This is a genomic window from Streptosporangium sp. NPDC001681, from assembly GCF_040298085.1.
GTDB lineage: Bacteria > Actinomycetota > Actinomycetes > Streptosporangiales > Streptosporangiaceae > Streptosporangium.
This window is the reverse complement of the sequence record NZ_JBEOZN010000024.1, coordinates 22,910-47,381: the sequence shown is the minus strand read 5'-3', so window position 1 is coordinate 47,381 and position 24,472 is coordinate 22,910. Positions and strand designations below refer to the sequence as shown.

The following is a 24,472-nucleotide window of genomic DNA, read 5'->3' as shown; positions in this document are numbered from 1 at the left end:
TCGGAGGTCAGGAGCGCGAGCGCCGTGCCTCGTCGATGTGGCGCTCCAGCGCGTCCAGGTCGTCCAGCAGGTCGAGCCCGTCGCCCGACAGGTCGATCTCCACCCCGAACTCGGTCTCCACCGCGTCGATCAGCCGCATCTGCGCCAGGGAGGTGACCCCCAGCGCGGACAGCGGGACCGTGGCGGTCAACGCCTCCCCGGCCGTGACCGCGCCGTCGGAGGCCGAGGCCACCATCGCCGCCAGCCGTTCCCTGACCATGACGATCTCCTCTCGTACGCTCCCCGGCACCACTCGGTCGGACATCTTCAGGACCTCCTCGCGCTGAGCGGGCGCAGGTCGGTCCAGACGCGGTCGATGTGGGCGAGACAGTCCTCCCTGGTACCGCGGGCGCCCTCGTGCCGCCAGCCGTCCGGCAGGTCCCGGCCGTCCGGCCAGATCGAGTACTGCTCCTCGTGGTTGACCACGACGTGGTAGTCCAACTCAGCTCCCGGTCTCCATGAGGCGCGCGGCCTCCTCGTCGGACAGTTCGGCCAGTTCGGCGACGAGCAGTTCCTCCACCGCCGCCGCGAGGTCGGCCACGGAGCTCCGCGCGAACAGGGTGCGGATCGGCACGTCCACCTCGATGGCGGCGCGGAGCCTGGCGACGGCGCGGGTGGCCAGCAGCGAGTGGCCGCCCAGCGCGAAGAAGTCGTCGAAGGCACCGACCTCCTCGATCCCCAGCACCTCGCCGAAGATCTCGGCCACCAGCTCCTCGGCGTCGCCACGCGGGGCGGTTCTCGTCCGGGGGCCGGCCTCGGGTGCGGGCAGCGCGGCCCGGTCGAGCTTGCCGTTCCCGGTCAGCGGCAGGGTCGTGAGGTTCACCCAGAGCGTGGGGACCATGTGGGCGGGCAGCGCCCCGGCCAGGTATCCGGCCAGTTCCTCGCCGGTGGCCGTGCCGACGACGTAGCCGACCAGGGTCTCCCGGCGCACCGCCACCGCGGCCTGGCCGACACCGGGGTGGGTCAGCAGCCATGCCTCGATCTCGCCGGGCTCGATCCGGAAGCCGCGGACCTTGACCTGGTCGTCGAGGCGGCCGAGGAACTCCAGCCGCCCGTCGGACCGCCAGCGCGCCAGGTCGCCGGTCCGGTAGATCCGTTCTCCACGCAGGACGGGGAAGCGCTCGGAGGTGAGGCCCGGCCTGGCGAGGTAGCCGGTGGCCACCCCGGCCCCGCCGACGCAGAGCTCGCCGGGGGCTCCCGGCGGGACCTCCCGGCCGGTGCCGTCCAGCAGCAGGACCGAGGTGTCGGCGATCGGGACGCCGATGGGCGGCCGTCCCGGGGAGCCGTCCAGCTCGGCGGCGGTGGCGATGATCGTCGCCTCGGTCGGGCCGTAGGTGTTGACCAGCCGCACCCGGTCGCCGAAACGCTCGCGCCAGCGGGTCACGGCCGCCTCGTGCACCTGCTCGCCGCCGAGGATCACCAGACGCAGGGTCGGCGGCCAGGGGATCTCGTCGATGTCGTCGACCAGCGCGTGCCAGTAGGCCGTGGGCAGGTCGAGCACGGTGACCTGGTCGAGGTGGTCGGGCAGGGTGACGCCGCCCTCGGGCAGCAGCTCCAGCCGGGCCCCGGCGGCCAGCGCCGGGTAGATCTCCTCGGCGTGGGTGTCGAAGCTCAGCGAGGCGAACTGGACCATCCGGTCGCCCGGCCCCAGCCCGTACGCCTCGCGCATCCACGCGACGCGGGCGGCCAGGTTGCGGTGCGAGACCACGACGCCCTTCGGTGTTCCGGTGGACCCGGAGGTGTAGATCACGTAGGCGGCCCCGCCGTCCGGCGCCGCCGGATCGGCGATCCGGCCGGTCTCCGGAGCGGCAGGCCGGTCGTCCACGTGGACGGCCGGGGTGGTGGAGGGCAGCCGGTCGCGCAGGGCCGCCGAGGTGAGGACGAGGCGGGTGGCGCTGTCGTCCAGCATGAAGGCGAGCCGCTCGGCGGGGTGGTCCGGGTCGAGCGGCAGATAGGCCGCCCCCGCCCGCCAGACCGCGAGCAGGGCCGCGACGGCGTCGGGCGACCTGTCCAGGCAGACGCCGACCACGTCGCCCCCGGCGACGCCGTGCCCCCGCAGCAGCGCGGCCAGCTCGTCGGCACGGGCGTCCAGCCCGGCGTAGCCGAGCGTGGCGTCCCCGCATCCGATCGCGACCGCGCCCGGCGTGTCGCGTACGGTCGCCGCGAACAGGTCGGGCACCAGGGCGGCGGTGGGCCGTACCAGGCCACGGGAGAGGCGCAGGAGCAGGGCGTCGTCGTCCCCGGTGCGCAGCGGCAGCTCCGAGACGCGGTCGCCGGACGCGCCGGGCAGCGCGGTGAGCAGCAGGCGGAACCGCGCGGCCATGGCCTCGACCGTGGCCCGGTCGAAGAGTTCGGCGTCGTAGACGAAGCTGAGCATGAGCTCGTGCTCGTCCTGCCACGCCTCCAGCATCAGCTCCAGCTTGGCCTGCCGCATGCCGTGCTCGAACGCCGTGGCGGTCAGCCCGGCGAAGGCGTCTCGGGCCTGCCCGGAGTCCTGCGTGTGCAGGATGAGCATGGTCTGGAACAGCGGCGTGCGGGTGAGGTCGCGCTCGACCCCCAGGGCCCGCACCAGCTCCTCGAACGGCACGCCGCGGTGGGAGAAGGCGTCCAGGACACCGGTCCTGGTCTCGCGGAGCAGGTCCGAGAAGGTGGGGTCGGCCGACAGGTCGCCGCGCATGACCAGGGTGTCGCTGAGATAGCCGACGACCGGTTCGAGCTCGACCCGGTCCCGGCCGGCGGTGGCCGTACCGACGAGGATGTCGCTCCGGCCGCTGTGCCGGGACAGGAGAACCTGGTAGGCGGCGAGCAGGACCATGAACATGGTGGCGCCGTGCTCCCTGCCCAGCCGGGCCAGGGCGGCGGCCTCGGTCTCCGCCAGCCGGACGGTGGCCACCTCGCCGCGCCTGGCGGCCCCGGCGGTGCGCGGCCGGTCGACCGGCAGGTCCAGCGGGGTGGGGCCGGCGAGCCTGTCCCGCCAGTAGCCGAGCAGGCCGCCGAGGTCGCGTTCACGCTGCCAGCGGGCGACGTCGCCGAACTGGAGCGGGACCGGGGGCAGGGCGGTGTCGCCGGAGTACAGGCGTGACACCTCGTCGAAGACGAGGTTGAGCGACCAGCCGTCGCCGAGGATGTGGTGGAGCACGACGCACAGGACGTGGTCGTCCTCGGCGATCCGGATCAGCGCGACGCGCAGGGGCGGTTCGGCACCCAGCTCGAAGGGCGCGTTGGTCAGAGCCGAGACCAGCTCCAGTGCCTCGGCCTCGGCTGCGGCGCTCATCTCGTCGACGGCCACGGGACCCGGTGGATCGATGACCACGACCGGCGCGCCGTCCACCTCGGGGAAGCGGGTGCGCAGGCTCTCGTGGCGGGCGGCCGTGCCCGCCAGGGCGCGGGCCAGGGCGTCCCGGTCCAGTGGCCCGCGCAGCCGCCTGACCAGGCACATGTTGTACGACGCGTCGTCTCGGTCGAGCCGGTTGAGGAACCAGAGCCGCTCCTGGCCGAAGGAGAGCGGCGGGGCGGTTCCCTCGGGCCTCGGGCGCGGCCCGTCGCTCTCGCGGGCCGGGACGCCGAAGCCGGACCCCGCCCCCGCGATCGGGACGCCGGGGTCGGGCAGCAGTTCCGCCAGCCCGGCGACCGTCGGCCGGGTGAACACCTCGCGGACGGGAACCTCCGTTCCGGACAGCGCCGCCAGCCGTGAGGTGACCATGGTGGCCAGCAGCGAGTGCCCGCCCAGGGTGAAGAAGTCGTCGTGCGCCCCGATCTCCGCCGTCCCGAGCACCTCGGCGAAAACCTGGGCGACCATCCGCTCGGCGGGGGTGCGGGGGGCGGTCGCGTCCCGCGCGGGCGTCCCGCCCACCTCGGGAAGCGCGTTGCGGTCGACCTTCCCGTTGGGGGTCAGCGGCAACGCCGCCACCTCGACGAACACGCTGGGCACCATGTAGCCGGGCAGCTCGCGCGCGGCGTGCTCCCCGAGACCGTCGAGCGCGCCGCGGCCGTCCGGTCCTGGCCGCGCGGGCGGTGGCGCGGCGGGTACCGCGAAGGCCACCAGCCGGTCCCCGCGCACCGCGACGACCGCCTGCCGCACGCCGGGGTGGGTGTCGAGCACCGCCTCGATCTCGCCGAGCTCGATGCGGTGCCCCCGTAGCTTGACCTGGTTGTCGGTACGGCCGAGGAACTCCAGGGTGCCGTCGTTGCGGAGGCGGACGCGATCTCCCGTCCGGTAGTGTCGCGAGCCGCCGGGGCCGGGAACGAAGCGCTCCGCGGTCAGGGCCGGGCGGCCCAGATAGCCGGTGGCCACCCCCACGCCGCCGATGAGCAGCTCTCCGGCCACCCCGATCGGGCACGGTCCGCCGGCGGGGTCGGTGACGTGGACGACGGTGTTGGCGATCGGGCGGCCGATGACGATCTCGCCGGGATTCTCCGGGACGTCCCAGGCCGTGGACCAGATGGTGGTCTCGGTCGGGCCGTAGACGTTGACGAGCCGGTCGAGGTGCGGGCGGAGCTCGCGGGCGAGCCGGGGCGCGAGCGGCTCACCGCCGGTCAGGCCCACCACGCGCGGCAGGTCCCCGGTGAGCAGGACCCGCCAGCCCGAGGGGGTGGCCTGTACGTGGGTCACGCCCTCGGCCCTGATCAGGCGCGCGAGCCGCGCGCCGTCCCGGGCCGTCTCCACGTCGGCGACGACCACCCGGCCACCGGTCACCAGCGGCAGGTAGAGCTCCAGGGCGGAGATGTCGAACGACAGCGAGGTCAGCGCCAGCCACACGTCCCGGGGGGCGGAGCGCAGCAGCGCGCGCATCGCCAGCAGGAAGTTGGTCAGCGCCCGGTGGGGCACCACCACCCCCTTCGGCCGCCCGGTGGACCCGGAGGTGTAGAGCACGTACGCGGTGTCGCCGGGGCGTGGCCGCGTGGTCACGGCGGGGGCCGCGGTCGCCGGGGGAAGGTCGTCGAGGCCGGTCAGGACCAGCGCCGCCGCGGAGTCCTCGATCACGTACGCGACGCGGGCCTCGGGGTAGTCGGGGTCGACGGGAAGGTAGGCCGCGCCGCTCATCGCCACGCCCAGCAGGGCGACGAGCATGTCGGCGCCGCGTTCCATCCGGACCGCGACCAGTGAGCCGCGCCCGATCCCCGCCGCGCCCAGCCGCCCGGCGAGCTCCGCCGCCCGCCCGGCCAGTTCCGCGTACGTGAGTTCCTCGGCTCCGGACCCGCCCGCCGGCGCGGTGCCGGCGGGCGCGGCCCGTACCGCGATCGCGCCCGGGGTCGCCGCGGCCTGTTCGAGCAGCAGGTCGACCAGCGTGATCTCGGGCGGTTCGGTCCCGGTGTCGTTCCACTCCTCCAGCAGGGCGAGCTCGGCGTCCGGCAGCATCCGCAGTGAGCTCACCGGCGAGCCGGGGTCGGCCACCACGGCCGCGAGCAGTTCCTGGAAGCGGGCGACCAGCCGTTCCACGCTCTCGCGGTCGAACAGCTCGGTGCTGTAGATGACGGTGCCGTACAGGTGGCCGTCGTCGCCGGGGGAGAGGTCCATGGACAGGTCGAGCCGGGCACGGGACCAGCCGCTGGGGAAGGGCGTGGCGTCGAGGCCGGGCAGGGGCTCGGCCCACTCGCCGTGGGTGTGGAAGGCGAACATGGTCTGGAACAGCGGCGTGCGGCTGAGATCACGTTCCATGTCGAGGTCCGCCACCAGGCGCTCGAAGGGGACCTCCTGCCGCGAGAGCCCGTCCAGCACCATCCTGCGGGTGCGCCTGAGCAGGTCGTCGAAGGTGGGGTCGCCGGACAGGTCGCAGCGGAGGGCCAGCGTGGTCGAGAGGAAACCGATCATGGTCTCCAGCTCGGTGCTGCCGCGACCGGCCGAGGGGGTGCCCACGCAGAAGTCGTGCTGGCCGGTGTGCCGGTGGAGCAGGACCTGGTAGGCCGCCAGCAGCACCATGAACGGCGTGCATCGGGCACGCCGGGCGAGGGCGCCGATCGAGGCGGCCATGTCGGCCTCGATCCGGAAGTCGACCTCGGCGCCCTCGCCGGTCCACAGGGCGGGGCGCGGCCGATCGGTCGGGAGCTCCAGGGCGGGCACCCCGGCGAGCCGCTCGGTCCACCAGCGGAGCTCGGAGTCCGCGGGGCGCAGGTCGCGCGCGTACTCGCCGTACTGCAGGGGAAGCTCGGGCAGCGCCGCGCCGCCCCGGCTGCCGTAGTGGACGGCGACCTCGGAGCGGAGCACGTTCAGCGACCAGCCGTCGCCGTTGATGTGGTGCAGGACGACGCAGAGCACGTGCTCCTCGGGGCCGAGTTCGATCAGCGAGACCCGGAACGGCGGCGCGGCGGCCAGGTCGAAGGCCGTGTTGGTGACCGCGGAGACCAGGGCGGCGGCCTCCCGCGCGTCCCGGGCCGCCAGCCGCTCGACCGGTACCGGCGAGGGCAGGTCGACGATCGCCAGGGGCTTCCCGTCCACCTCGCGGAACCTGGTCCGCAGGCTCTCGTGCCGGGTGGCCGCGGCGGTGAACGCGGCCTCCAGGGCGGTCCTGTCAAGGCGACCTTTCAACCTGTAAACATAGGATGTGTTGTAGGTCGGGTCGCCCGGGTCGAGCCGGTGCAGAAACCAGAGCCGCTGCTGGCCGGGTGACAGGGGGTACTCCGTCGCCGGCCGGCCGGTTGGAACGGTCTCTGGTTGGAACACGCAGGGCTCCTTTTTCGGCCGCGGGTCCGGTAACTCGCGCAATCGCGCTGGAAATTGGTACGCAAAAGGCCCACTCCGTGCATATTTGCCCAGTTGGGCGGGCCTCGGGAAAGGTCACTTTCTGGAAAGAAACCTTTCAGTTAGTTCTGGGTGGTCAGTGTTACACCTTCACTCCGAGGGCGCAAGGCCCACTCTCGCGAGGGTTTTGTCCTCCCAGTGAACCTCCGCCAAAGGTCTTGCAAGGCTGTGGCGATCATGTAAGACTGGCGCTCGATTTTGAATAGTAAAGATTCTTTCCTGTAGTGGTCTCAATGGCCACATGCCTTGATCGCATATACATCCGATCTTTAGTGGGAGGTTCACCCGGTGAACCTGACCGTCCCCCAACTGCTCGGAGACCGGGCACTCGCCGACCCCGACGGGGTCGCGCTGATCGTGCACGGCTCGGCCCGGCTCACCTACCAGCAGTGGCACGAGCGATCCCTCGCGCTCGCGAACGGCCTGCTCGCGCGCGGTGTCACCTCGGGTGACCGGGTGGGCCTGGTGTTCGGAGCCGCCGACTGGACGGACTACGCCGTGGCGTTCTGCGGGGTTCTGGCGGCCGGGGCGGTGGCCGTACCGCTCTCCGACCGCCTCGCCCCCGATGACCTGCGTCTCATGCTGGCCAACTGCCGTGCGACCGGGATCGTCCACGCGGCCGGCCTCACCGCCGACCTCGCCGTGCCCGAGGTCGGCTGGAGCGCGACCGTCGACCGCCTGAGCGCCGAAACGTCCTATGAGAAGGCCGACCTCGCGGCGCCGGAGCCGGGAGATCTCGCCCAGATCCTCTACACCTCCGGCACCACGGGCCGCCCCAAGGGAGTCTCGGCCACCCATGCCAACCTGACCTATGGCTGCGGTTCCAGACGCCGCCCGTTCGCGCACTCCCGGCATCTCGTCCACGCCTTCCCGATCGGCACCAACGCCGGGCAGACGATGCTGATCAACGCGCTCGACGCCCGGCCGGCCGTCGTGACGCTGCCGCGCTTCACCCCCGGCCGCTTCGCGTCGCTGATCGAGTCCTACCGGGCGGGGACGGTCTTCCTGGTCCCCGCGATGGCCATCGAGCTGATCAACGCTGGAGTGGCCGAGCGGCACGACCTGTCCAGCGTGCTGCTGCTCGGCTCGGCCGCCGCGCCGCTGCCCTCGGCCGTCGCCCAGGCGCTGACCACGGCCTTCCCCAGCGCGACGATCGCCAACTACTACACCTCGACCGAGGCGGCCCCGGCTCAGACGATCATGATGTTCGACCCGGAGCGGCCGGGAAGCGTCGGCCGCGCCATCGCCGGGGGACGGGTCAGGATCGCCACCGCGACGGGCGAGCCGCTGGCGCGGGGGGAGACCGGAGAGGTCTGGATGCGATCCCCCGCGGTACCGCGCGCCTACTACGGCGACCCCGGCAGCGAGACCTTCCGCGACGGCTGGGTGCGGATGGGCGACCTCGGCTACCTCGACGCCGACGGTTATCTCTACCTCGTCGACCGGGAGAGCGACGTGGTGAAGTCCGGGGCCTTCAAGGTCTCCACGATCCACGTCGAGGAGGCCGTCCACCGGCACCCGGCGGTGATCGAGGCGGCCGCGTTCGGGGTTCCCCACCCGGTGCTCGGAAGCGTCGTCACCGTCGCCCTCGCCACCAGGGCGCCCCTCGCGCCGGAGGAACTGCGGATCTTCCTCAAGGGCCGGTTGGCCCCGCACGAGCTGCCCGCGCACATCGTCACCGTCGGCGCCCTGCCGCGCAACGACGGCGGCAAGGTCGACAAGAAGGCGCTGCGCCGGACGATGGGGGGCGTGTGATGTCCGGGTCCGAGGTCACGTTCACCCAGCAGGGGATGTGGGTGACCGAGCAGGCCGCCGGTGGTGGCACCGCCTACCACATGCCGTTGGTCGTTCACCTCCGCGGCGACCTGGACACCGGCGCGCTGCTGGCGGCCTGCGCCGCGGTGGTCGACCGGCACCCGGCGCTGGGCGGCGTGGTGGCGGAGGTGGGCGACGAACTGCGGCTCGTGCCCGGCGCCGAGGTCCCGGTGCGCCGGGCGGCGGCCTTCCTCGCTGATCTCTCGGCCGGCACCCCGGCGAAGGAGCCGACCGCCCCGGGCTCCCCGGACCACGGGCCGGGCGTGCGGGAGGAGATCCTTCGCGCCTTCGACCTGGAGAAGGGCCCGCTGGCCCGCTTCACCCTGTTCGAGACCGGCCCCGGGCGGCACCTGCTGCTCTTCGTCGCCCATCACCTGATCTTCGACGGGCAGTCCAAGGACATCCTGGTGCGTGACCTGGCCGCCTTCTACAACGGCGAGCCGCCGCCCCCGCTGCCCGGAATCGACCACGGCAGGGCCGAGCGCGACCGGGTGGCCGCCGTGCTTCCCGCCGCGCGCGAGTTCTGGAAGCCCCGCTGGCGAGATCCGGGCGAGACCGTCGTGCTCGGCCGGGCGCTGAGGTCCCGGCGGGCGGGCGAGGGACGCGTGCTCCGGTTCACCCTCGACCCACAGGTCTCCTCGGTTCCCGGCCTGACCCGGTTCGAGGTGCTGCTGGCCGCGCTGCACACGCGGCTCCTCGGCTACGGCAACGCCTCGGTGACCACCGCCGTCGACCTGTCCACCCGGCCCGAACAGGCCACCGGCCACATCGGCCTGTTCGTCAACGAGCTCCCGGTCGCCTCCACCCCGTCCGGGCGGGAGACCTTCCGCGAGTTCGCCACCGCGCTCCGCGCCGAGCTGCGCGAGGTCTACCGGTTCCGCCAGGTGCCGCTCTCCCGGGCACTGCCCCGCATCCGGCCGCATGCCGCACTGGTGCCCGTCTCCGTCAGCTATCGCACCCGCCGCGCCGCCGACCCGGTCTTCACCGGCCTCGACGCGTCCGTGGAGTGGACGGTCTTCAACCACGGGGTACGCGGCGCGCTGCACCTGCAGTGCGTGGACGGCCCCGGCGGGCTGGAGATCAGCCTGCGCCACGACCCCGAGACGGTGCCCGACGCCGCCCGGGTGGCCGAGGACCTGCGTCTCCTGCTGGAACGCGCCACCGATGACCCCGACCTGCCACTGCACGAACTTCTGGAGAACGAATGGGTTCCGTCACCACGCTGACCGACCAGGTGCGCGAGATCTGGGAGGAGGTCCTGGGCATCTCGCCGATCGAGGACGACGACGACATCTTCGACCTGGGCGGTCATTCGCTGACCATCACCCAGATCATCGCCCGGATGCGCAAGCGCCTGGACATCGAGGTCTCCCTGGACGACTTCTTCGACAACCCGACGATCGCCGGGATCGCCGGGATCGCGAGCTCCCTCGGCGATGACTGAGACCCTCGACGGGCTCCGTCTCTCCCGCCTCGCCGACGAGGACCTGGAGCTTCTGCTGCTGGTCAGGCACTTCGAGCTCAAGCTCCTGGAGCTGTACGGCAGGGGCGAGCTCAACGGCACCACCCACACCTGCCTCGGCCAGGAGTACGTCCCGGTCGCGCTCCGCCCCCTGCTCGGCCCGGCCGACCACGTCTTCAGCAACCACCGGGGCCACGGCCACTACCTGGCCAGGTTCCGCGACCCGCACGGCCTGCTCGCCGAGATCATGGGCAGGCAGGGTGCGGTCTGCGGAGGCGTCGGCGGCAGCCAGCACATCCACCGCGACCGCTACCTGTCCACCGGGGTGCAGGGCGAGAGCATGCCGGTCGCGGCCGGTGTCGCGCTGCATCTCAAGCGCGCCGAGCCAGGGGCCCTGGCCTGCGTCCACATCGGCGACGGCACCTGGGGCGAGGGGGCGGTCTACGAGGCACTGAACCTCGCCGCGCTCTGGCGGCTCCCGCTGCTCGTCGTGGTGGAGAACAACGGCATCGCCCAGTCCACCCCGACCGCGTCGCAGATGGCGGGCACGGTGGCCGGTCGGGCGGCGGCCTTCGGCATCCCGCACCTGCTGGTCGTCTCCACGGACGTCAACGAGATCCGCCTCGCGCTGGAGGAGGAGGTGGCGCGGGTGCGCGAGGCGGGGCCGCTGGTGGTCGAGTTCGTCACCCACCGCCTCGGGCCGCACAGCAAGGGCGACGACGTGCGCCCGGCCGACGCGGTACGGGCCGCCAGGGACAACGACTGGTACGGCCGCTACGCCCACGACCATCCCGGGCAGTTCCACCGGATCGACGGCGCGGTCAGGGCCGAGGTCCAGGCCGTCGCCGACGAGGTCGCGGCGCGCCCGCTCTCCCGCTGGGAGGCACCGTGCGCGTAGCGGAGAACCTCAACGCGGCACTGCACGGGCTGCTGGACGACGACCCCACCGCCTACGTCCTCGGCGAGGACATCCTCGATCCGTACGGAGGCGCCTTCAAGGTCACCAAGGGCCTGTCCAGCCGCTTCCCCGGACGCGTGATCGGCACTCCGATCAGCGAGGGCGCGCTGACCGGCGTCGCGGCGGGTCTGGCGCTGACCGGCAACACGGCCGTGGCCGAGATCATGTTCGGCGACTTCGTGTCGCTCGCCTTCGACCAGCTCTGCAACTTCGCCGCCAAGTCGGTGTCGATGTACGGCGGGCGGCTGCCGCTGCGGATGGTGGTGCGCTGCCCGACCGGCGGCGGCCGGGGCTACGGCCCCACGCACAGCCAGAGCCTGCAGAAGCACTTCGTCGGCATGCCGGGGCTGTCGCTGTACGAGATGTCCCCCTTCCATGACAACCGCGCGGTGCTCGCGGCGATGCTGGAACGGGGCGAGCCGTGCGTGTTCTTCGAGGACAAGATCCTCTACACCCGGCCGATGGGCCGGGTGGACCCGCTGTTCCTCCTCCGCCGCGACGGAGACCTGGCCGTGGTGGACATCCGCGACTCCACAGAGCGCCCCGACTGCGTTGTCATCGCCCCCGGCGGGATGGCCCACCGGGTGCTGGCCGCGATGCGCTCCCTGCTGGTGGAACAGGAGATCTCCACCCGGCTGCTGGTGCCCTCCCGTCTCTATCCGCTGGACGCCGACGCGCTCCTGCCACACCTCGCGGACGTCGTCGTGGTCGCGGAGGAGAGCACCGCCGGGGGCACCTGGGGCAGCGAGGTGGCCCACCTGCTGCACGCCCGCGTCTGGGAGCGCCTGCGCGGCCCCGTCCGCCTCGTCCACTCGCGGGCCGCCGTGATCCCCACCGCCGCGCACCTGGAGAACGAGGTCCTGGTCGGGGAGTCCACGATTCACCGTGCCGTACGGGAGGCCCTGCGTGGCTGACATCCGCGTCCCCAAGCTCAACAACAACGACACCGAGTACCTGATCGTCGAGTGGCTCGTCGAGGACGGCGGTCCCGTCATCGCGGGGGAGGCGGTCGCCGTGCTGGAGACCTCCAAGGCCGCCGACGAACTGGAGGCGGGGGAGTCCGGCCACCTGCACCACGCCGCCGCCCTCAACACCTGGATCGCTCCCGGCGCGCTCCTCGCCCGCGTCACCGCCGAGGCCACCCCGCCGCCCGCCTCCCCCGTCCTGGAAAGTCCCGCCCCGGCTCCGTCCGGCTCTGCCCTTTCCGGCGCTGTTCTTTCCGGCCCCGAGCCGGTGGCAGGCGAGGGCATGGCGGGACGAGGGAACGCACCGGCTCTCCAGCCGGTCGTCACCGATCCCGCCCGCGCCGCCATGGAGGAGTTCGGGGTCTCCGACTCCGATGTCGCGGCCCTGGGCCTGGCCGTCATCCGCCGGGCCGACGTGGCGGCCCTGGTCGCCCGCCGTACCGGGGAGACGACCGCCACTGTGCGGGCCGACGCGCCGGAACCCGGCACGGATCCGGATAAAGCCGACGGGCGACAGGCGGGCACCCACCGCCTGTCGCGGGTGCAGCGCGCCGTCGCGCGCGCCGTCACCGTCTCGCACGCCGCGATCCCCGCCGCGTACACGGTCGTGAGGTTCGAGGTGGGCCCGCTGCTGGCACGGACCGGGGAGCTGAGCAGACAGGTCCGCAGGCCGGTCGGCCTGGCGGAGCTGTTCGTACAGGCCGTGGCGGCGCTGCACCCCGCCTTTCCGCTCTTCTTCGCCTCGATCGACGGGGACGAGGCACGGCTGGCCGACGCCCCGCGCGTCGGCGTCACGTTCGACCTGGGCGAGGGCCTGTACGTGCCGGTCGTCCGCGACACCGGGTCGCTCAGGGAGATCGCCGAGGCGCTCATGCGTTACCGGCTCGCCGCGGCCGAGGGAGACTTCCGCGAGAAGGACCTCACCGGCGCCAACATCGCCGTCACCCTGCACACCGACGCCGACGTCGTCCTCGCGATCCCGCTCATCTTCCCCGGCACCGTCTGCGCCCTCGCGATCACCTCGCCGCAGTCCGAGCCGGTACTCGCCGAGGACGGCACGGTGACCGTGCGAACCGTCGCCAACATCGGCCTCGCCTACGACCATCGACTGATCAACGGCCGGGACGCCGCGCTCTTCCTCGCGGCCCTCAGAACGGAGCTGCGGGCTTGAGCGAGACAACGCTGTCGGACGCGAAGAAGGCACTGCTCGCGAGAAGGCTCCGGAACCGGGGGGAGTCGCGGGCCGTCGTCGCCCGCGCTCAGGGAACCGTTCCGCCCCTGTCCCACGCGCAGGAGCGCCTGTGGTTCCTGGAGCAGTACCGCCCCGGCACCACCACCTACACGGTCCCCGTCGCGGTGCGCCTGCGCGGGGAGCTGGACGCCGACGCGCTGCGCCGGGCGCTGGACGAGATCGTCGCGCGCCACGAGGCCCTGCGGATGCGGTTCCTCACCACCGAGGACGGCACCCCCGAGCTCGTCGTCGACGAGCCGGGACCCGCCGAGCTGCGCGTCACCGAGGCGGCCGACGTGGCCGCCGCGATCGAGCTGCTCGACGCCGATCTCGCCGTCCCGTTCGACCTGGAGCGCGGCCCGCTCTTCCGCACGGTGCTGGTCCGGGTGGCGCCCGACGACCACGTGCTCCTGCTCGCCGCCCACCACACGGTCATCGACGGCTGGTCAAGCGACCTGCTCATCCGCGAGCTGCTCGCCCTGCACGACGGCGAGACCCCGCCGCCCGCGCCGGTCGGCTACGGCGACTACGCGCTCTGGCAGCGGGGCCGGGACCACCGCCGCGAGCTTGATCACTGGCGCGACCGGCTCGCCGGGCTGCCCGCCCTCGAACTGCCCACCGACCGGCCGCGCCCCGCCGAGCAGCGTCACGCGGGAGCCGCGCTCGACGTCCGGGTGGACGCCGACCTCACCCGGCGGCTGGCCGAGCTGGGTGCCGCGTCCGGCGCCACGCCGTACATGACGTTGCTGGCCGCCTTCCAGGTGCTGCTGGCCCGCTACTCGGGGCAGGCGGACTTCGCCGTCGGCTCCCCGGTCGCCGGACGCGGGCTGCCCGAGCTGGACGGTGTCGTCGGCATGTTCGTCAACACCCTGGTCCTCCGCGCCGACCTGGCGGACGACCCGCCGTTCACCACCTTCCTGGCCCGTACCCGGGAGAGCGCGCTGGACGCCTTCGCGCACCAGGAGCTCCCGTTCGACCAGCTGGTCAGCGAGCTGAACGTGGTCCGCGACGTCAGCCGCTCGCCGCTCGCGCAGGTCACGTTCGCGCTGCAGAACTTCAAGGCGGGCCAGGAGGACGGGCGCGTCTCCTACCTCACCCTCCCGGCCAGGACGACCCGGTTCGACCTCGGCCTCTACCTGTTCGAGAGCCCGGACGGGCTGGTCGGTCACCTCTCCTACAGCACCGCGCTGTTCGACCCCGAGACCATGGAGTTGCTGGCGGCGCGGTTCGAGACGCTACTGCGCTCGATCGTGGCGGATCCCGGTGCGCGGGTGGGCGAGCTCTCGCTGCTCGGCGATGACGAGCGGGACCGGGTCCTGGGCTTCGGGGCCGGACCCGCGCTCCGGCCGTCCGGCCATGACCTGCTCCACGACCTCCTCACCGCGCAGGCCGCGCTGACCCCCGGCGCGACGGCGGTGGTCCACGCCGGCTCGCCGGCCTCGGGCACGGCGTCTGTGACGTCCGGGGTCCGCGGCGGCTCGCTGACCTACGCCGAGTTCGACGAGCGTTCCACTCGGATCGCCGCCCTGCTGAGGAACCGCCACGGCGTGGGGCCGGACAGCAGGGTCGGTGTCCTTCTCGAACAGTCCACGGACCTCGCGGCGGCGGTCATCGGCGTGCTGAAGGCCGGTGGCGCGTACCTGCCCCTCGACCCCAAGCAGCCTCGCGACCGCCTGGCGTACATGCTCGCCGACGCCGGGGTCGTCGCCGTCCTCACCACCTCCGACCTGTGCGACCTGGTCCCCGATCTCCCCGAGGCGCCGGTGATCCGCCTGGACTCCGAGGCGCTGGACGAGACCGGGTTCGAGCCTCCCGGGGTCTCACCGGACCACCTGGCGTACGTGATCTACACCTCGGGGACCACCGGGCGGCCGAAGGGCGTCGGGGTGCAGCACCGGCAGGTGCTCAACTACCTCACCGGGGTCAGGGAGCGCTTCGAGGTCGAGCCCGCCTCGGTGCACACGCTGCTGCAGTCGCTCTCGTTCGACTTCGGGGTGACGATCCTCTACCTGTCGATCATGACCGGCGGTGAGCTGCACCTGGCCGACCCGCAGGCCCCGGCCGAGGAGCTCGCCGGGCAGCTGAGCCGCACCGACTACCTGAAGATGACCCCCTCCCACCTCGCCTCGCTGCTCGCCGCGGTGGACGACCCCGCCGAGCTGCTCCCACGCAGGCTCCTCATCCTCGGCGGTGAGGCCTCCGGGTGGAGCTGGGCCCGCGAGCTGGCCGCGCACACCACGGTGGTCAACCACTACGGCCCCACCGAGGCCACGGTCGGCATCTCCACCCACGCCGTCACCGGTGAGGAGGCGCGGGCGCTGAACCTGCCGATCGGCAGGCCACTGCCCGGCGCCCGGGTCTACGTGCTGGACGAGCACCTGCGGCCGGTTCCGCCGGGCATGACCGGCGAGATCTACCTCGGCGGTGACCGGCTCGCCCGCGGATACCTCGGCCGCCCCGGGCTGACGGCCGACAGGTTCCTGCCCGACCCGTACGGCGAATCCGGTGCCCGGATGTACCGGACGGGTGATCTGGGCCGCTGGCTGCCCTCGGGTGACCTGTGCTTCCTCGGCCGCCGCGACCTGCAGGTCAAGGTCAGGGGCTATCGGGTGGAGCTGCCGGAGATCGAGTCGGTACTCGCCGGCCAGCCGGGGATCGCCCACGCCGTCGTCGAACTGCGCGCGGACCGGCTGGTCGGGTACGTCGTCGCGGAGACCGCCGGCGACCGGAGCAGCGTCAGCGAGCTGCGGGCGAGGCTCGGCGAGCGGCTTCCCGAGTACATGATCCCCGGTCGGTTCGTCTGGTTGGACGAGCTGCCGCTGAAGTCGCACGGCAAGGTCGACCGGGCAAGGCTGCCGGAACCCGACGAGGCACGACCCGACCAGGAGGCCGGATTCGTCCCGCCGGGAACGCCGCTCGAAGAGGCGATCGCAGCGGTATGGGCGAAGGTGCTGGGACTCGTCCAGGTCGGCGTGCTGGACGACTTCTTCGACCTGGGCGGACACTCGCTGCTCGCCGCGCAGGTGGTCGCCCGCCTCAGGAAGGCCATCCCGGAGGGCGGGCGCCAGGTCACCATCCTGGACCTGTTCAAGAACCGGACGGTCCGCGAGCTCGCCCGGCTCGTCGAGACGGCCGACGACGGCCCGCGCATGCTCCTGCACCGGCTCACCCCGGCCCGCGCGGCCACCTCGACCCTGGTCTGCGTGCCGTACGGCGGTGGCAGCGCGGCCATCTACCAGCCGCTGGCCGACGCGCTGCCGGCGAACTGGGCACTGCACGCGGTCGCCGTCCCCGGCCAGGAGATGGGGCTGATCGAGGAGACCCGGCCGGTGGAGGAGGTCGCGCGGGGCTGCGTGGCGGAGATCCTCAGGGACGTCCGGGGGCCGCTCGCGCTGTACGGGCACTGCGGGCTCGGCGTCATGCTGACCGTGGAGATCGCCCGCCACCTGGAGGCGGCGGGCCGCCAGGTCGAGGCGATCTACCTCGGCGGCATCTTCCCCTTCGCGCGCCCCAACTCGCTGCTGGCCCGGCTGTCGAACCTGACCGACCGCCTCCGCAGCGACCAGGTCTGGGCCAACGCCCTGCAGGCCGCCGGTCTCGACGTGGAGGACCTGGAGCGCGACCAGCTCAAACTGATGATCGACAACCGCCGCAAGGGCACCAGGGAGGCGGAGCGCTACTTCACCCGCCTCTTCACCGACGGCGTCGAACCGCTCAGGGCGCCGATCATCTCCGTGGCGGGCGACCGCGATCCGGCCACCGAGTTCTACCAGGAGCGCTACCGCGAGTGGCACCTGCTGACCGGCTCCACGGCCGTGGTCGTCCTCGACGAGGCCGGGCACTTTTTCCTGAAATATCGGGCGGAGGAGCTCGCGGCCATCGTCACCGGCACCCACCGGGCCATCGCCTCCGGCGACACGGCGAAGCTGGGCCGCACCGACAGGTCCACCTGGTGGCTCGACGGCGTCTCCATCCAGGACGCCTCTGCTCAGGGCGTCTCCGTTCAGGACACATCGACCCGGGCCGCCTTCACCCGAGCCGTCACGCCTCCGGCCGGGCCGGTAAAGGACGCGGAGGCCGGAACCGGTCAGGACCCCGGTGAGCAGGCCATACCCACCGGAGCCGTCGTCCGGGCCGGGCGGACCCCGGCCGGGCCCGCTCTCGCCGGTCCCGGCACGGGCGGCGCGCCACCGGCGACCGGGCACCCCGGAGCGGCGGTCTCCTCGGTGAGTCCCGGCCCCCAGCCGAGCATGAGGCGGTTCGCCACCGTGGCCGCGGGACAACTCGTCTCGATCGTCGGGTCGTCGCTGACCGAGTTCGCCGTACCGCTGTGGATCTACATCACCACCGGCTCGCTCGCCAGGTTCGCCCTGTTCTCGGTCCTCGCGCTGGTCCCGGGCATGCTGGTCTCCCCCCTCGCCGGTGCCCTCGTCGACCGTTACGATCGGCGCCGGGTCATGCTCGCCGGAGACGTCGGCGCGTTCGGCACCCAGCTGGCACTCGGCGTCCTGCTGTGGACCGGCAACCTTCAGGTCTGGCACATCTACCCGCTCCTGGTACTGCTCTCCGTGGCGCTGACCTTCCAGCGCCTCGCGTACAACTCGGCGGTACCGCAACTGGTCCCCAAGCGCTTCCTCGGCCACGCCAACGGGGTGGTCCAGATGGTCACCGGCACCGCGCAACTGGTCGTCCCGCTGCTCGCGGTCGGCCTGATGGCGGTGGTCGGCCTGGAGGGCATCCTCGTCCTGGACGTCGTCTCCTACGTCTTCGCGATCGGGGTGCTGCTCTTCGTCCGCTTCCCGAGGACCATGGCGTGGAAGCGCAGGGAGTCGCTGGTCGCCGAGATGGTCGAGGGCTGGAGGTTCTCCTGGGGTAACCGGGGCTTCCGCGGCATGCTGTTCTTCTTCGCGGTGCTCAACGTCTTCCTGTCCCCGCTCTTCCTGCTCATCTCGCCGCTGGTCCTTGGCTTCGCCACGCTGGAGGACGTCGGCCGGATCTCCTTCGCCGGCGGCCTCGGGGTCTTCCTCGGCGGCCTGACCATGACCGTCTGGGGAGGACCGAGACGGCGGCGGCTGCGCGGCGTCATGCTCTCCACCCTCGTGCTGAGCCTCTTCTGCCTGGTCACCGGTTTGCGGCAGAACCTGCCCCTGATCGCGGTGGGCGCCTTCGGGATGTCGTTCTGGCTGACCATGCTCAACGGCGTCTACGCCACGATCATCCAGGTCAAGGTGCCGCAGCGGTTCCACGGCCGGGTCATCGCGCTCAACACGCTCATCGCCTGGTCCACCCTGCCGATCGGGTTCGGCCTGGTCGCGCCGTACGGCAGCGCCCTGTTCGAGCCGCTGCTCACCTCAGGAGGGCCGCTCGCCGGCACGGTCGGCCTCGTGCTCGGTACCGGCGAGGGCCGCGGCGTCGGCCTGATGTACGTGCTGTTCGCGGTCGCCATCGCGGTCACGGCGCTGGTCGCGATGCGGACCCGCACGCTGTCCAGGTTCGACGTGGACGTGCCCGACGCGCTCCCGGACGACCTGGTCGGGTTCCAGAGCATCCAGAGGCGTCAGGAACGGGAGCGTGACGAGCCGGTCGCCGAGGTGGTCTCGATCCGGAGATGACCTCGTCCTGACCGGTGGAACCCCGGAAGAGGACCGGTACACCGGAGGGTTCCGGGGGAGAACGAGGTGGGGAACGCCGACGGGGCGCGGCCACCGGCCGCGCCCCGTCCCCCTGCGTTATATGGCTACCCGCGTCCGTTCAACGCGATGGCCTGGCTGACGCCTGGTCGGATCAGTAAGCCGGGCCGCCGGGAGCGAAGTCCTCCCAGTGGTAGCACGCCCAGTAGTAGCCACCGTTGACCTGCGCGAGCTGGTCCTCGTCCAGTTCGCGGCCGAGCGCGGACAGAGCGGAGAGCTCCGACTTGCCGTTGGTTGCCATTTGTTCCCCCTTCGATTGACTTGCATGACCAGTGTCGCGACGGCACTTGGAAACCTCTTAGGAATTACTAGCGACAGGCTTGAGCATCGTCGACCGGCTGAAAGGCGTGCGGCTTGAGAAAGGCGTGCGGCACTTCAGGCTCGCAGGCGCAGCCCCCTTGGGGTCGGGTGGAAGCCCGCGGACTCCAGGGCGGCGGCCAGGGGGGAGTCGTTGATGGCGGTGCCGTCCGCGCGCTCGACGGTCAGCTTGCCGAGGGCGCCGTCGCGTACGGCGAGCGCGAGGGCGTCGACGGCGGGCCGGAGGCGGTCGTCTCCGGAGAAGGAGAGCAGGGTCTTACCGCCGCGCTCGACATAGAGGATCAGGTGCCCGTCGACGAGCACGACCAGGGATCCGGCCTTCCTGCCCGGCTTGTGGGACACCTCGCCAGGATGGGCGGGCCAGGGCAGGGCCGCCCCGTACGGGTTGGCCGGGTCGGTCGCCGCCAGCACCACCGCTCGCCGACCGCTTTCCCCCGTGCCCTCGGGCTTCCGGGAGCTCCACGGGTCGGGTACCGGTGCCGCGCTCGGCGGCGCGGCAAGGGAGACGGACATGGCGCGCATCCGGTCGACGGCACCGGGAAGGGCGAACTGGGCGCCGCCCAGCCCCTCCACGAAGTAGCCCCTGCGGCACCGGCCGCTCTCCTCGAAGGCACGAAGCACCTGGTAGACGGCGGCGAACCCGCCCGGCAGCCGCTCGGCGGTCACCGCGCCCCTGGTCACCACGCCGTACCGTTCCAGCAGCACCTCGGCCTGGGCGTGGGCGCGCTGGGTGGCGTCCTCGGCGGGGGCGGGCAGCGTCCACCAGCGCCCGCCCACCGTGGGCGGGCCGCTCCGGCTCGGCAACACCGCCCGCCGGCGCCGGGTCGGAGCCGGGCGATGCGCGGGGCGCCCCGTCCCGAGCGTGGCCCGTAGCGGCGCCAGCGTGTCACCGGTGATCCGGCCCGACCACACCAGGTCCCACACGGCGGCCGACAGGGCACGGTCGTCCGGGACCGAACCGGGCAGAAGAACGCCGGCCCGGCTCGCCAGCTCGCGGAAGAAGAGCGCGCCCCCACCGCCCAGCGCCTCCAGCACCGCCCCGTGCACCGGGGTCAGCGTGATGTCGGCGGGATCGGGCATCAGCAGCGGCGCGGTGTCGGCGAAGTAGAGCGACACCCAGCCGTCGCCACCCGGCAGAGACCCCTGCCCCGCCCAGATCACCTCGCCGGAGGCCGTCAGCTCGTCCAGCAGCGACGGGTCGTATCCGGGCACCCGCGAGGGCAGGATCAGCGTCTCCAGCGCCGAAGCGGGCAGCGCCGAGCCCTGCAACTGCTCGATCGCGCTCACCAGCGCGTCGATCGGCGGCCTGCCCCGCCGCGGGGAGTCGGTGATGCCGTGCCAGGCGGGGGCGAAGACGGCCAGAGTCTCCGCGGAGACCGGTTCCACCTCCTTGCGGAGCCTGGCCAGGGACCTGCGGCGCAGCATCCGCAGCACCCCGGCGTCACACCACTCCTCGCCTCGGCCACCCGGCCTGAACTCCCCGCTCACCACCCGCCCGGATGCCGCCAGGCGGCGCAACGCGTCGGTGACGACCGCGGTGCCGAGGCCGAACCTGGCCGCGGCCGTGCTCGCGGGGAAGGGGGCGCGCGTGCGGGCGTGCCTGGCGAGCAGGTCGCCCAGCGGATCGTCCACCGGTTCCAGGAACGCGTGCGGCACTCCCATCGGCAGCGGCACGCCGAGCGCGTCGCGCAGCCGGGCGGCGTCCTCGACCGCCGCCCACCGCTCCTGCCCGGCCACCCGAACCCTGATCGCCCGCCGGGAGCCCTCCAGCATGGCCAGCCACGCCGGGTCACCCTCGCGCACGCTCACGTCCTCGGCCATCAGGGGGCCGTGGGAGCGGAGCAGGTCGGCCAGGTCCTCGGCGTCGCGCAGCGGCCGGTCCAGCCGGGCCAGCTCCCGCTCGGTGTCGGCGATCACATCGGGGTCGAGCAGCTCGCGCAGGTCGGCCTGGCCCAGCAGCTCGGCCAGCAGGCTCGTGTCGAGCGCGAGTGCCTGGGCACGGCGCTCGGCCAGCGGAGCATCCCCCTCGTACATGAACGCGCCGATGTAGTTGAACAGCAGCGACGCGGCGAACGGCGACGCCTTCCCGGTCTCCACCTCCACCAGCCGGACCCGCCGCGCCTCGATGTCGCGCATCAGCCGGACCAGCCCCGGAACGTCGAACACGTCCTGAAGACACTCGCGCATCGTCTCCAGCACCACGGGGAACGACGCGTAGCGGCCGGCCACGTTCAGCAGGTGCGACGCGCGCTGCCGCTGCTGCCAGAGCGGCGACCGCCTGCCCGGCACGCGGCGCGGCAGCAGCAGGGACCGCCCCGCGCACTCGCGGAACCGCGCCGCGAACAGCGCCGAACCGCCGAGCTCCTCGGTGACGATCCGCTCGATCTCGTCCGGGTCGAAGGCGGCGATGTCGGACGGAGGTTCCGAGAGAGTGTCGGGGATGCGCAGCACGATCCCGTCGTCGGAGTGCACGGCCTGCACGTCGACGCCGTAGCGCTCCCGCAGCCGCCGCCCGATCGCCAGCGCCCACGGCGCGTGTACCCGTGCTCCGTACGGGGAGTGCACCACCACCCGCCAGTCGCCCAGCTCGTCGTGGAACCGCTCGACCAGCAACGTCCGGTCGTCGGGCACATAACCGGTCGCCTGCCGCTGCTCGGCCAGGTAGGCGAGCAGGTTGGCCGCGGCGAACCCGTCCAGCCCCGCCGCCCTGATCCTCTCCAGCGCCCCATCCCGTGCCGCGTTTCCGGCCTCCGCGTTTCCCGCTTCTGCCTTCGCCCTTCCCGCCTCCGGGTTTCCCGTCCCTGAGCCCGGTGTTTCCGGATGCCCTGTCCTCGTGCTTCCCGTCCGTGCGTTCCCCGCGACCGAGCTCGGCGTTCCTCGGGCTCCCGCCCCCGCGTCCCTCGGCCGCGCGCTCTCCGTACCACCGTCTCCCGCCTCGGCGTCCGCGCCCGCCGAGGACATCTGGCGGAGGAACGCGCCGATGGCCTTCCCCAGCTCCGCCGGGCGCCCCGCGGTGTCGCCGTGCCAGAACGGGAGCTTCCCCGGCTGTCCGGGCGCGGGAGTGACCAGCACCCGGTCAGCCGTGATCTCCTCGATCCGCCAGGAGGTCGCGCCCAGCACGAACACGTCACCGGCCCGCGACTCGTAGACCATCTCCTCGTCCAGCTCGCCCACCCGGGAGGACTTCTCCCCGACCAGGAACACGCCGAACAACCCCCGGTCGGGGATCGTGCCGCCGCTTGTGACCGCCAGCCGCTGGGCTCCGGGACGGCCCCGCAGGGTGCCGGCCACCCGATCCCAGACGATGCGCGGTCGCAGCTCGGCGAACTCCTCGCTCGGGTAGCGCCCGGCGAGCATGTCAAGGGTCGCCTCCAGCGCGCTTCTGGGCAGCGTCCGGTAGGGGGCGGCTCGCCGTACCACCTCCTCCAGCTCGTCGACGGTCCACTCGTCCAGCGCGGTCATCGCCACGATCTGCTGGGCGAGGACGTCGAGAGGGTTGCGCGGATAGCGCAGCTCCTCGATCTCCCCACTTCTCATCCGTTCGGCCACCACGGCCGTCTGGACCAGGTCACCCCGGTACTTGGGAAAGATCACACCACGTGAGACGGCTCCCACCTGGTGCCCGGCCCTGCCGATCCGCTGCAGGCCGCTCGCCACGCTCGGCGGTGCCCCCACACAGGCCACCAGGTCCACCGCGCCCATGTCGATGCCGAGTTCCAGGCTGGAGGTCGCGACCACGGCGGGCAGTCGCCCGGACTTGAGCGCCTCCTCGATCTGGGAACGCTCCTCCTTCGACACCGACCCGTGGTGGGCCCGCACGATCTCCGGGACGACCCCCTTGGCCGAACCGGCCTGCGCCATCATGGCCGCCGGGGTGGAGAGGGAGGCGGGGAGCTCGGGGAAGTTCTCGGCCCAGTGCGCGGGATCCGCCTCCGTGCCCTTCTCGGACCGCTCCGCCTCGGCGGCCCGCTCCCACGCCAGCTCGTTGAGGCGGGTGCAGAGCCGTTCGGCCAGCCGCCGTGAGTTGGCGAACACGATCGTGGAACTGTGCCCCCCGATCAGGTCGAACAGCCGCTCCTCCACATGCGGCCAGATCGACCGCTTGGCCGGGGTCTCGGTCAGCCACCGGTCGTCGTCGGAGGCGGGGGAGGTGGGCGGCGTGTCGAGCTCTGTCATGTCCTCGATCGGGACGACCACCTCGACCTCGATCTCCTTACCCGCGGGCGGCTGGACCACGGTCGCCGGACGGGACCCGCCCAGGAAGGCGGCGACCTCGCTCACCGGCCGTACGGTCGCCGACAGGCCGACGCGCTGCGCGGGCCGGGGCAGGAGGGCGTCGAGCCGCTCCAGGCTGAGTGCCAGGTGCGCGCCGCGCTTGGTGGCGGCCACCGCGTGCACCTCGTCGACGATGACCGTCTCCACGCCGCGCAGTGCCTCGCGGGCCTGACTGGTGAGCAGCAGGAACAGCGACTCGGGGGTGGTGATCAGAATGTCTGACGGCCTGGTCGCGAACCGGCGCCGCTCCTCGGCTGAGGTGTCGCCCGAGCGGATCGCCACCGAGATCTCCGGCACCGGGAGGCCGAGCCTGCTCGCGGTCTGTCTCAGCCCGGCCAGCGGCGCCCGGAGGTTGCGCTCGATGTCGACGGCCAGAGCCTTGAGCGGCGACACGTAAAGGACCCGGCACAGCCTCGGCGGCTCCTCGTCCCGCCGGGAACGGCTCCGCCTCCCCCCGGCGCCCGTGCCGCCCGTCATGTCCGGGACGGCGGCGCCTGCCGGGGCGTCCATGATCGTGGTGGCGGCTCCGGCGCTTCCGGGGAACCCGGCGTCCTCGCCGGGCGGGGGAGACCCGGGGGCCGAGTGCCCGGCCGCCAGCCGGTCGAGCGACCACAGAAAGGCGGCCAGCGTCTTGCCGGAGCCCGTGGGGGCGACCACCAGGGTGTTGTCACCCCGGGCGATCGCCGCCCACGCCCCCTCCTGTGCCGCGGTCGGCGCGGCGAAGGCCCCGGTGAACCAGTCCCTGGTCATCCGGGTGAAGTGCCCCAGCGCCCCGCCCGCGCCCGCCGTCTCGCTCATCGCGCCCCCTGCCTCCCGGCTCGGCCGACCAACCGGGCCACCGCCCATACTGCACGGCGTCACCGACAGAACCCGTCACCGCCTGCCGCGGGCCGGAATCATCGGCTGCGGATACGTGATCCACCGGTGCCACCGCCAGATCACCGGGCCACGCCCCAGGAGTAGGTTGGCTCCTGTCGCCA

The 24,472-nt window shown here is 72.8% G+C and carries 12 protein-coding genes; 7 read left to right on the top strand and 5 right to left on the bottom strand.

Annotated elements, in window-relative coordinates:
* Positions 1-7: 7 nt before the first annotated feature.
* From ABT130_RS14025 to ABT130_RS14015, 3 genes are read right to left on the bottom strand one after another with little or no spacing between them, the layout of a single operon-like run.
* Positions 8-304: an acyl carrier protein gene (locus ABT130_RS14025; protein ID WP_350913115.1), complete on the bottom strand. Its 297-nt coding sequence runs from the start codon at positions 302-304 to the stop codon at positions 8-10.
* Positions 305-306: 2 nt separating this feature from the next.
* Positions 307-480: an MbtH family protein gene (locus tag ABT130_RS14020; RefSeq protein WP_350913117.1), complete on the bottom strand. Its 174-nt coding sequence runs from the start codon at positions 478-480 to the stop codon at positions 307-309.
* 1 nt (position 481) lies between these two features.
* Positions 482-6,700 carry a non-ribosomal peptide synthetase gene (locus ABT130_RS14015; protein ID WP_350955629.1) on the bottom strand — a complete coding sequence of 2,073 codons (6,219 nt, stop codon included), beginning with the start codon at positions 6,698-6,700 and terminating at the stop codon, positions 482-484.
* Positions 6,701-7,066: 366 nt separating this feature from the next.
* Between ABT130_RS14015 and ABT130_RS14010 the strand changes: the two genes are divergently transcribed.
* From ABT130_RS14010 to ABT130_RS13980, 7 genes are read left to right on the top strand one after another with little or no spacing between them, the layout of a single operon-like run.
* A complete protein-coding gene (locus ABT130_RS14010; protein WP_350913121.1) occupies positions 7,067-8,533 on the top strand; it encodes a class I adenylate-forming enzyme family protein in 1,467 nt (488 codons plus the stop codon).
* Positions 8,533-9,819, top strand: a complete 1,287-nt coding sequence (locus ABT130_RS14005; protein ID WP_350955626.1) for a condensation domain-containing protein — start codon at positions 8,533-8,535, stop codon at positions 9,817-9,819. The genes ABT130_RS14010 and ABT130_RS14005 overlap by 1 nt, the downstream gene beginning before the upstream one ends.
* Positions 9,798-10,037 (top strand): phosphopantetheine-binding protein, encoded by a 240-nt coding sequence (locus tag ABT130_RS14000; protein WP_350913125.1) that lies wholly within the window; start codon positions 9,798-9,800, stop codon positions 10,035-10,037. The genes ABT130_RS14005 and ABT130_RS14000 overlap by 22 nt, the downstream gene beginning before the upstream one ends.
* Positions 10,030-10,953: a thiamine pyrophosphate-dependent dehydrogenase E1 component subunit alpha gene (locus ABT130_RS13995; RefSeq protein ID WP_350955623.1), complete on the top strand. Its 924-nt coding sequence runs from the start codon at positions 10,030-10,032 to the stop codon at positions 10,951-10,953. The genes ABT130_RS14000 and ABT130_RS13995 overlap by 8 nt, the downstream gene beginning before the upstream one ends.
* Positions 10,944-11,927, top strand: coding sequence for an alpha-ketoacid dehydrogenase subunit beta (locus ABT130_RS13990; protein WP_350955620.1), 984 nt, complete (start codon positions 10,944-10,946; stop codon positions 11,925-11,927). Before ABT130_RS13995 ends, ABT130_RS13990 begins: the two co-directional genes overlap by 10 nt.
* On the top strand, positions 11,920-13,149 hold the full coding sequence (locus tag ABT130_RS13985) for a 2-oxo acid dehydrogenase subunit E2 (RefSeq protein WP_350955617.1): 1,230 nt from the start codon (positions 11,920-11,922) through the stop codon (positions 13,147-13,149). The genes ABT130_RS13990 and ABT130_RS13985 overlap by 8 nt, the downstream gene beginning before the upstream one ends.
* Positions 13,146-18,821 (top strand): non-ribosomal peptide synthetase/MFS transporter, encoded by a 5,676-nt coding sequence (locus ABT130_RS13980; protein WP_350955615.1) that lies wholly within the window; start codon positions 13,146-13,148, stop codon positions 18,819-18,821. Before ABT130_RS13985 ends, ABT130_RS13980 begins: the two co-directional genes overlap by 4 nt.
* Before the next feature lie 172 nt (positions 18,822-18,993).
* Here ABT130_RS13980 and ABT130_RS13975 read toward each other — a convergent pair whose 3' ends face one another.
* Both ABT130_RS13975 and ABT130_RS13970 read right to left on the bottom strand, forming a co-directional pair.
* Positions 18,994-19,140 (bottom strand): bacteriocin, encoded by a 147-nt coding sequence (locus ABT130_RS13975; protein ID WP_350913137.1) that lies wholly within the window; start codon positions 19,138-19,140, stop codon positions 18,994-18,996.
* 134 nt (positions 19,141-19,274) lie between these two features.
* Positions 19,275-24,290: an ATP-dependent helicase gene (locus tag ABT130_RS13970; RefSeq protein ID WP_350955612.1), complete on the bottom strand. Its 5,016-nt coding sequence runs from the start codon at positions 24,288-24,290 to the stop codon at positions 19,275-19,277.
* Positions 24,291-24,472 lie beyond the last annotated feature (182 nt).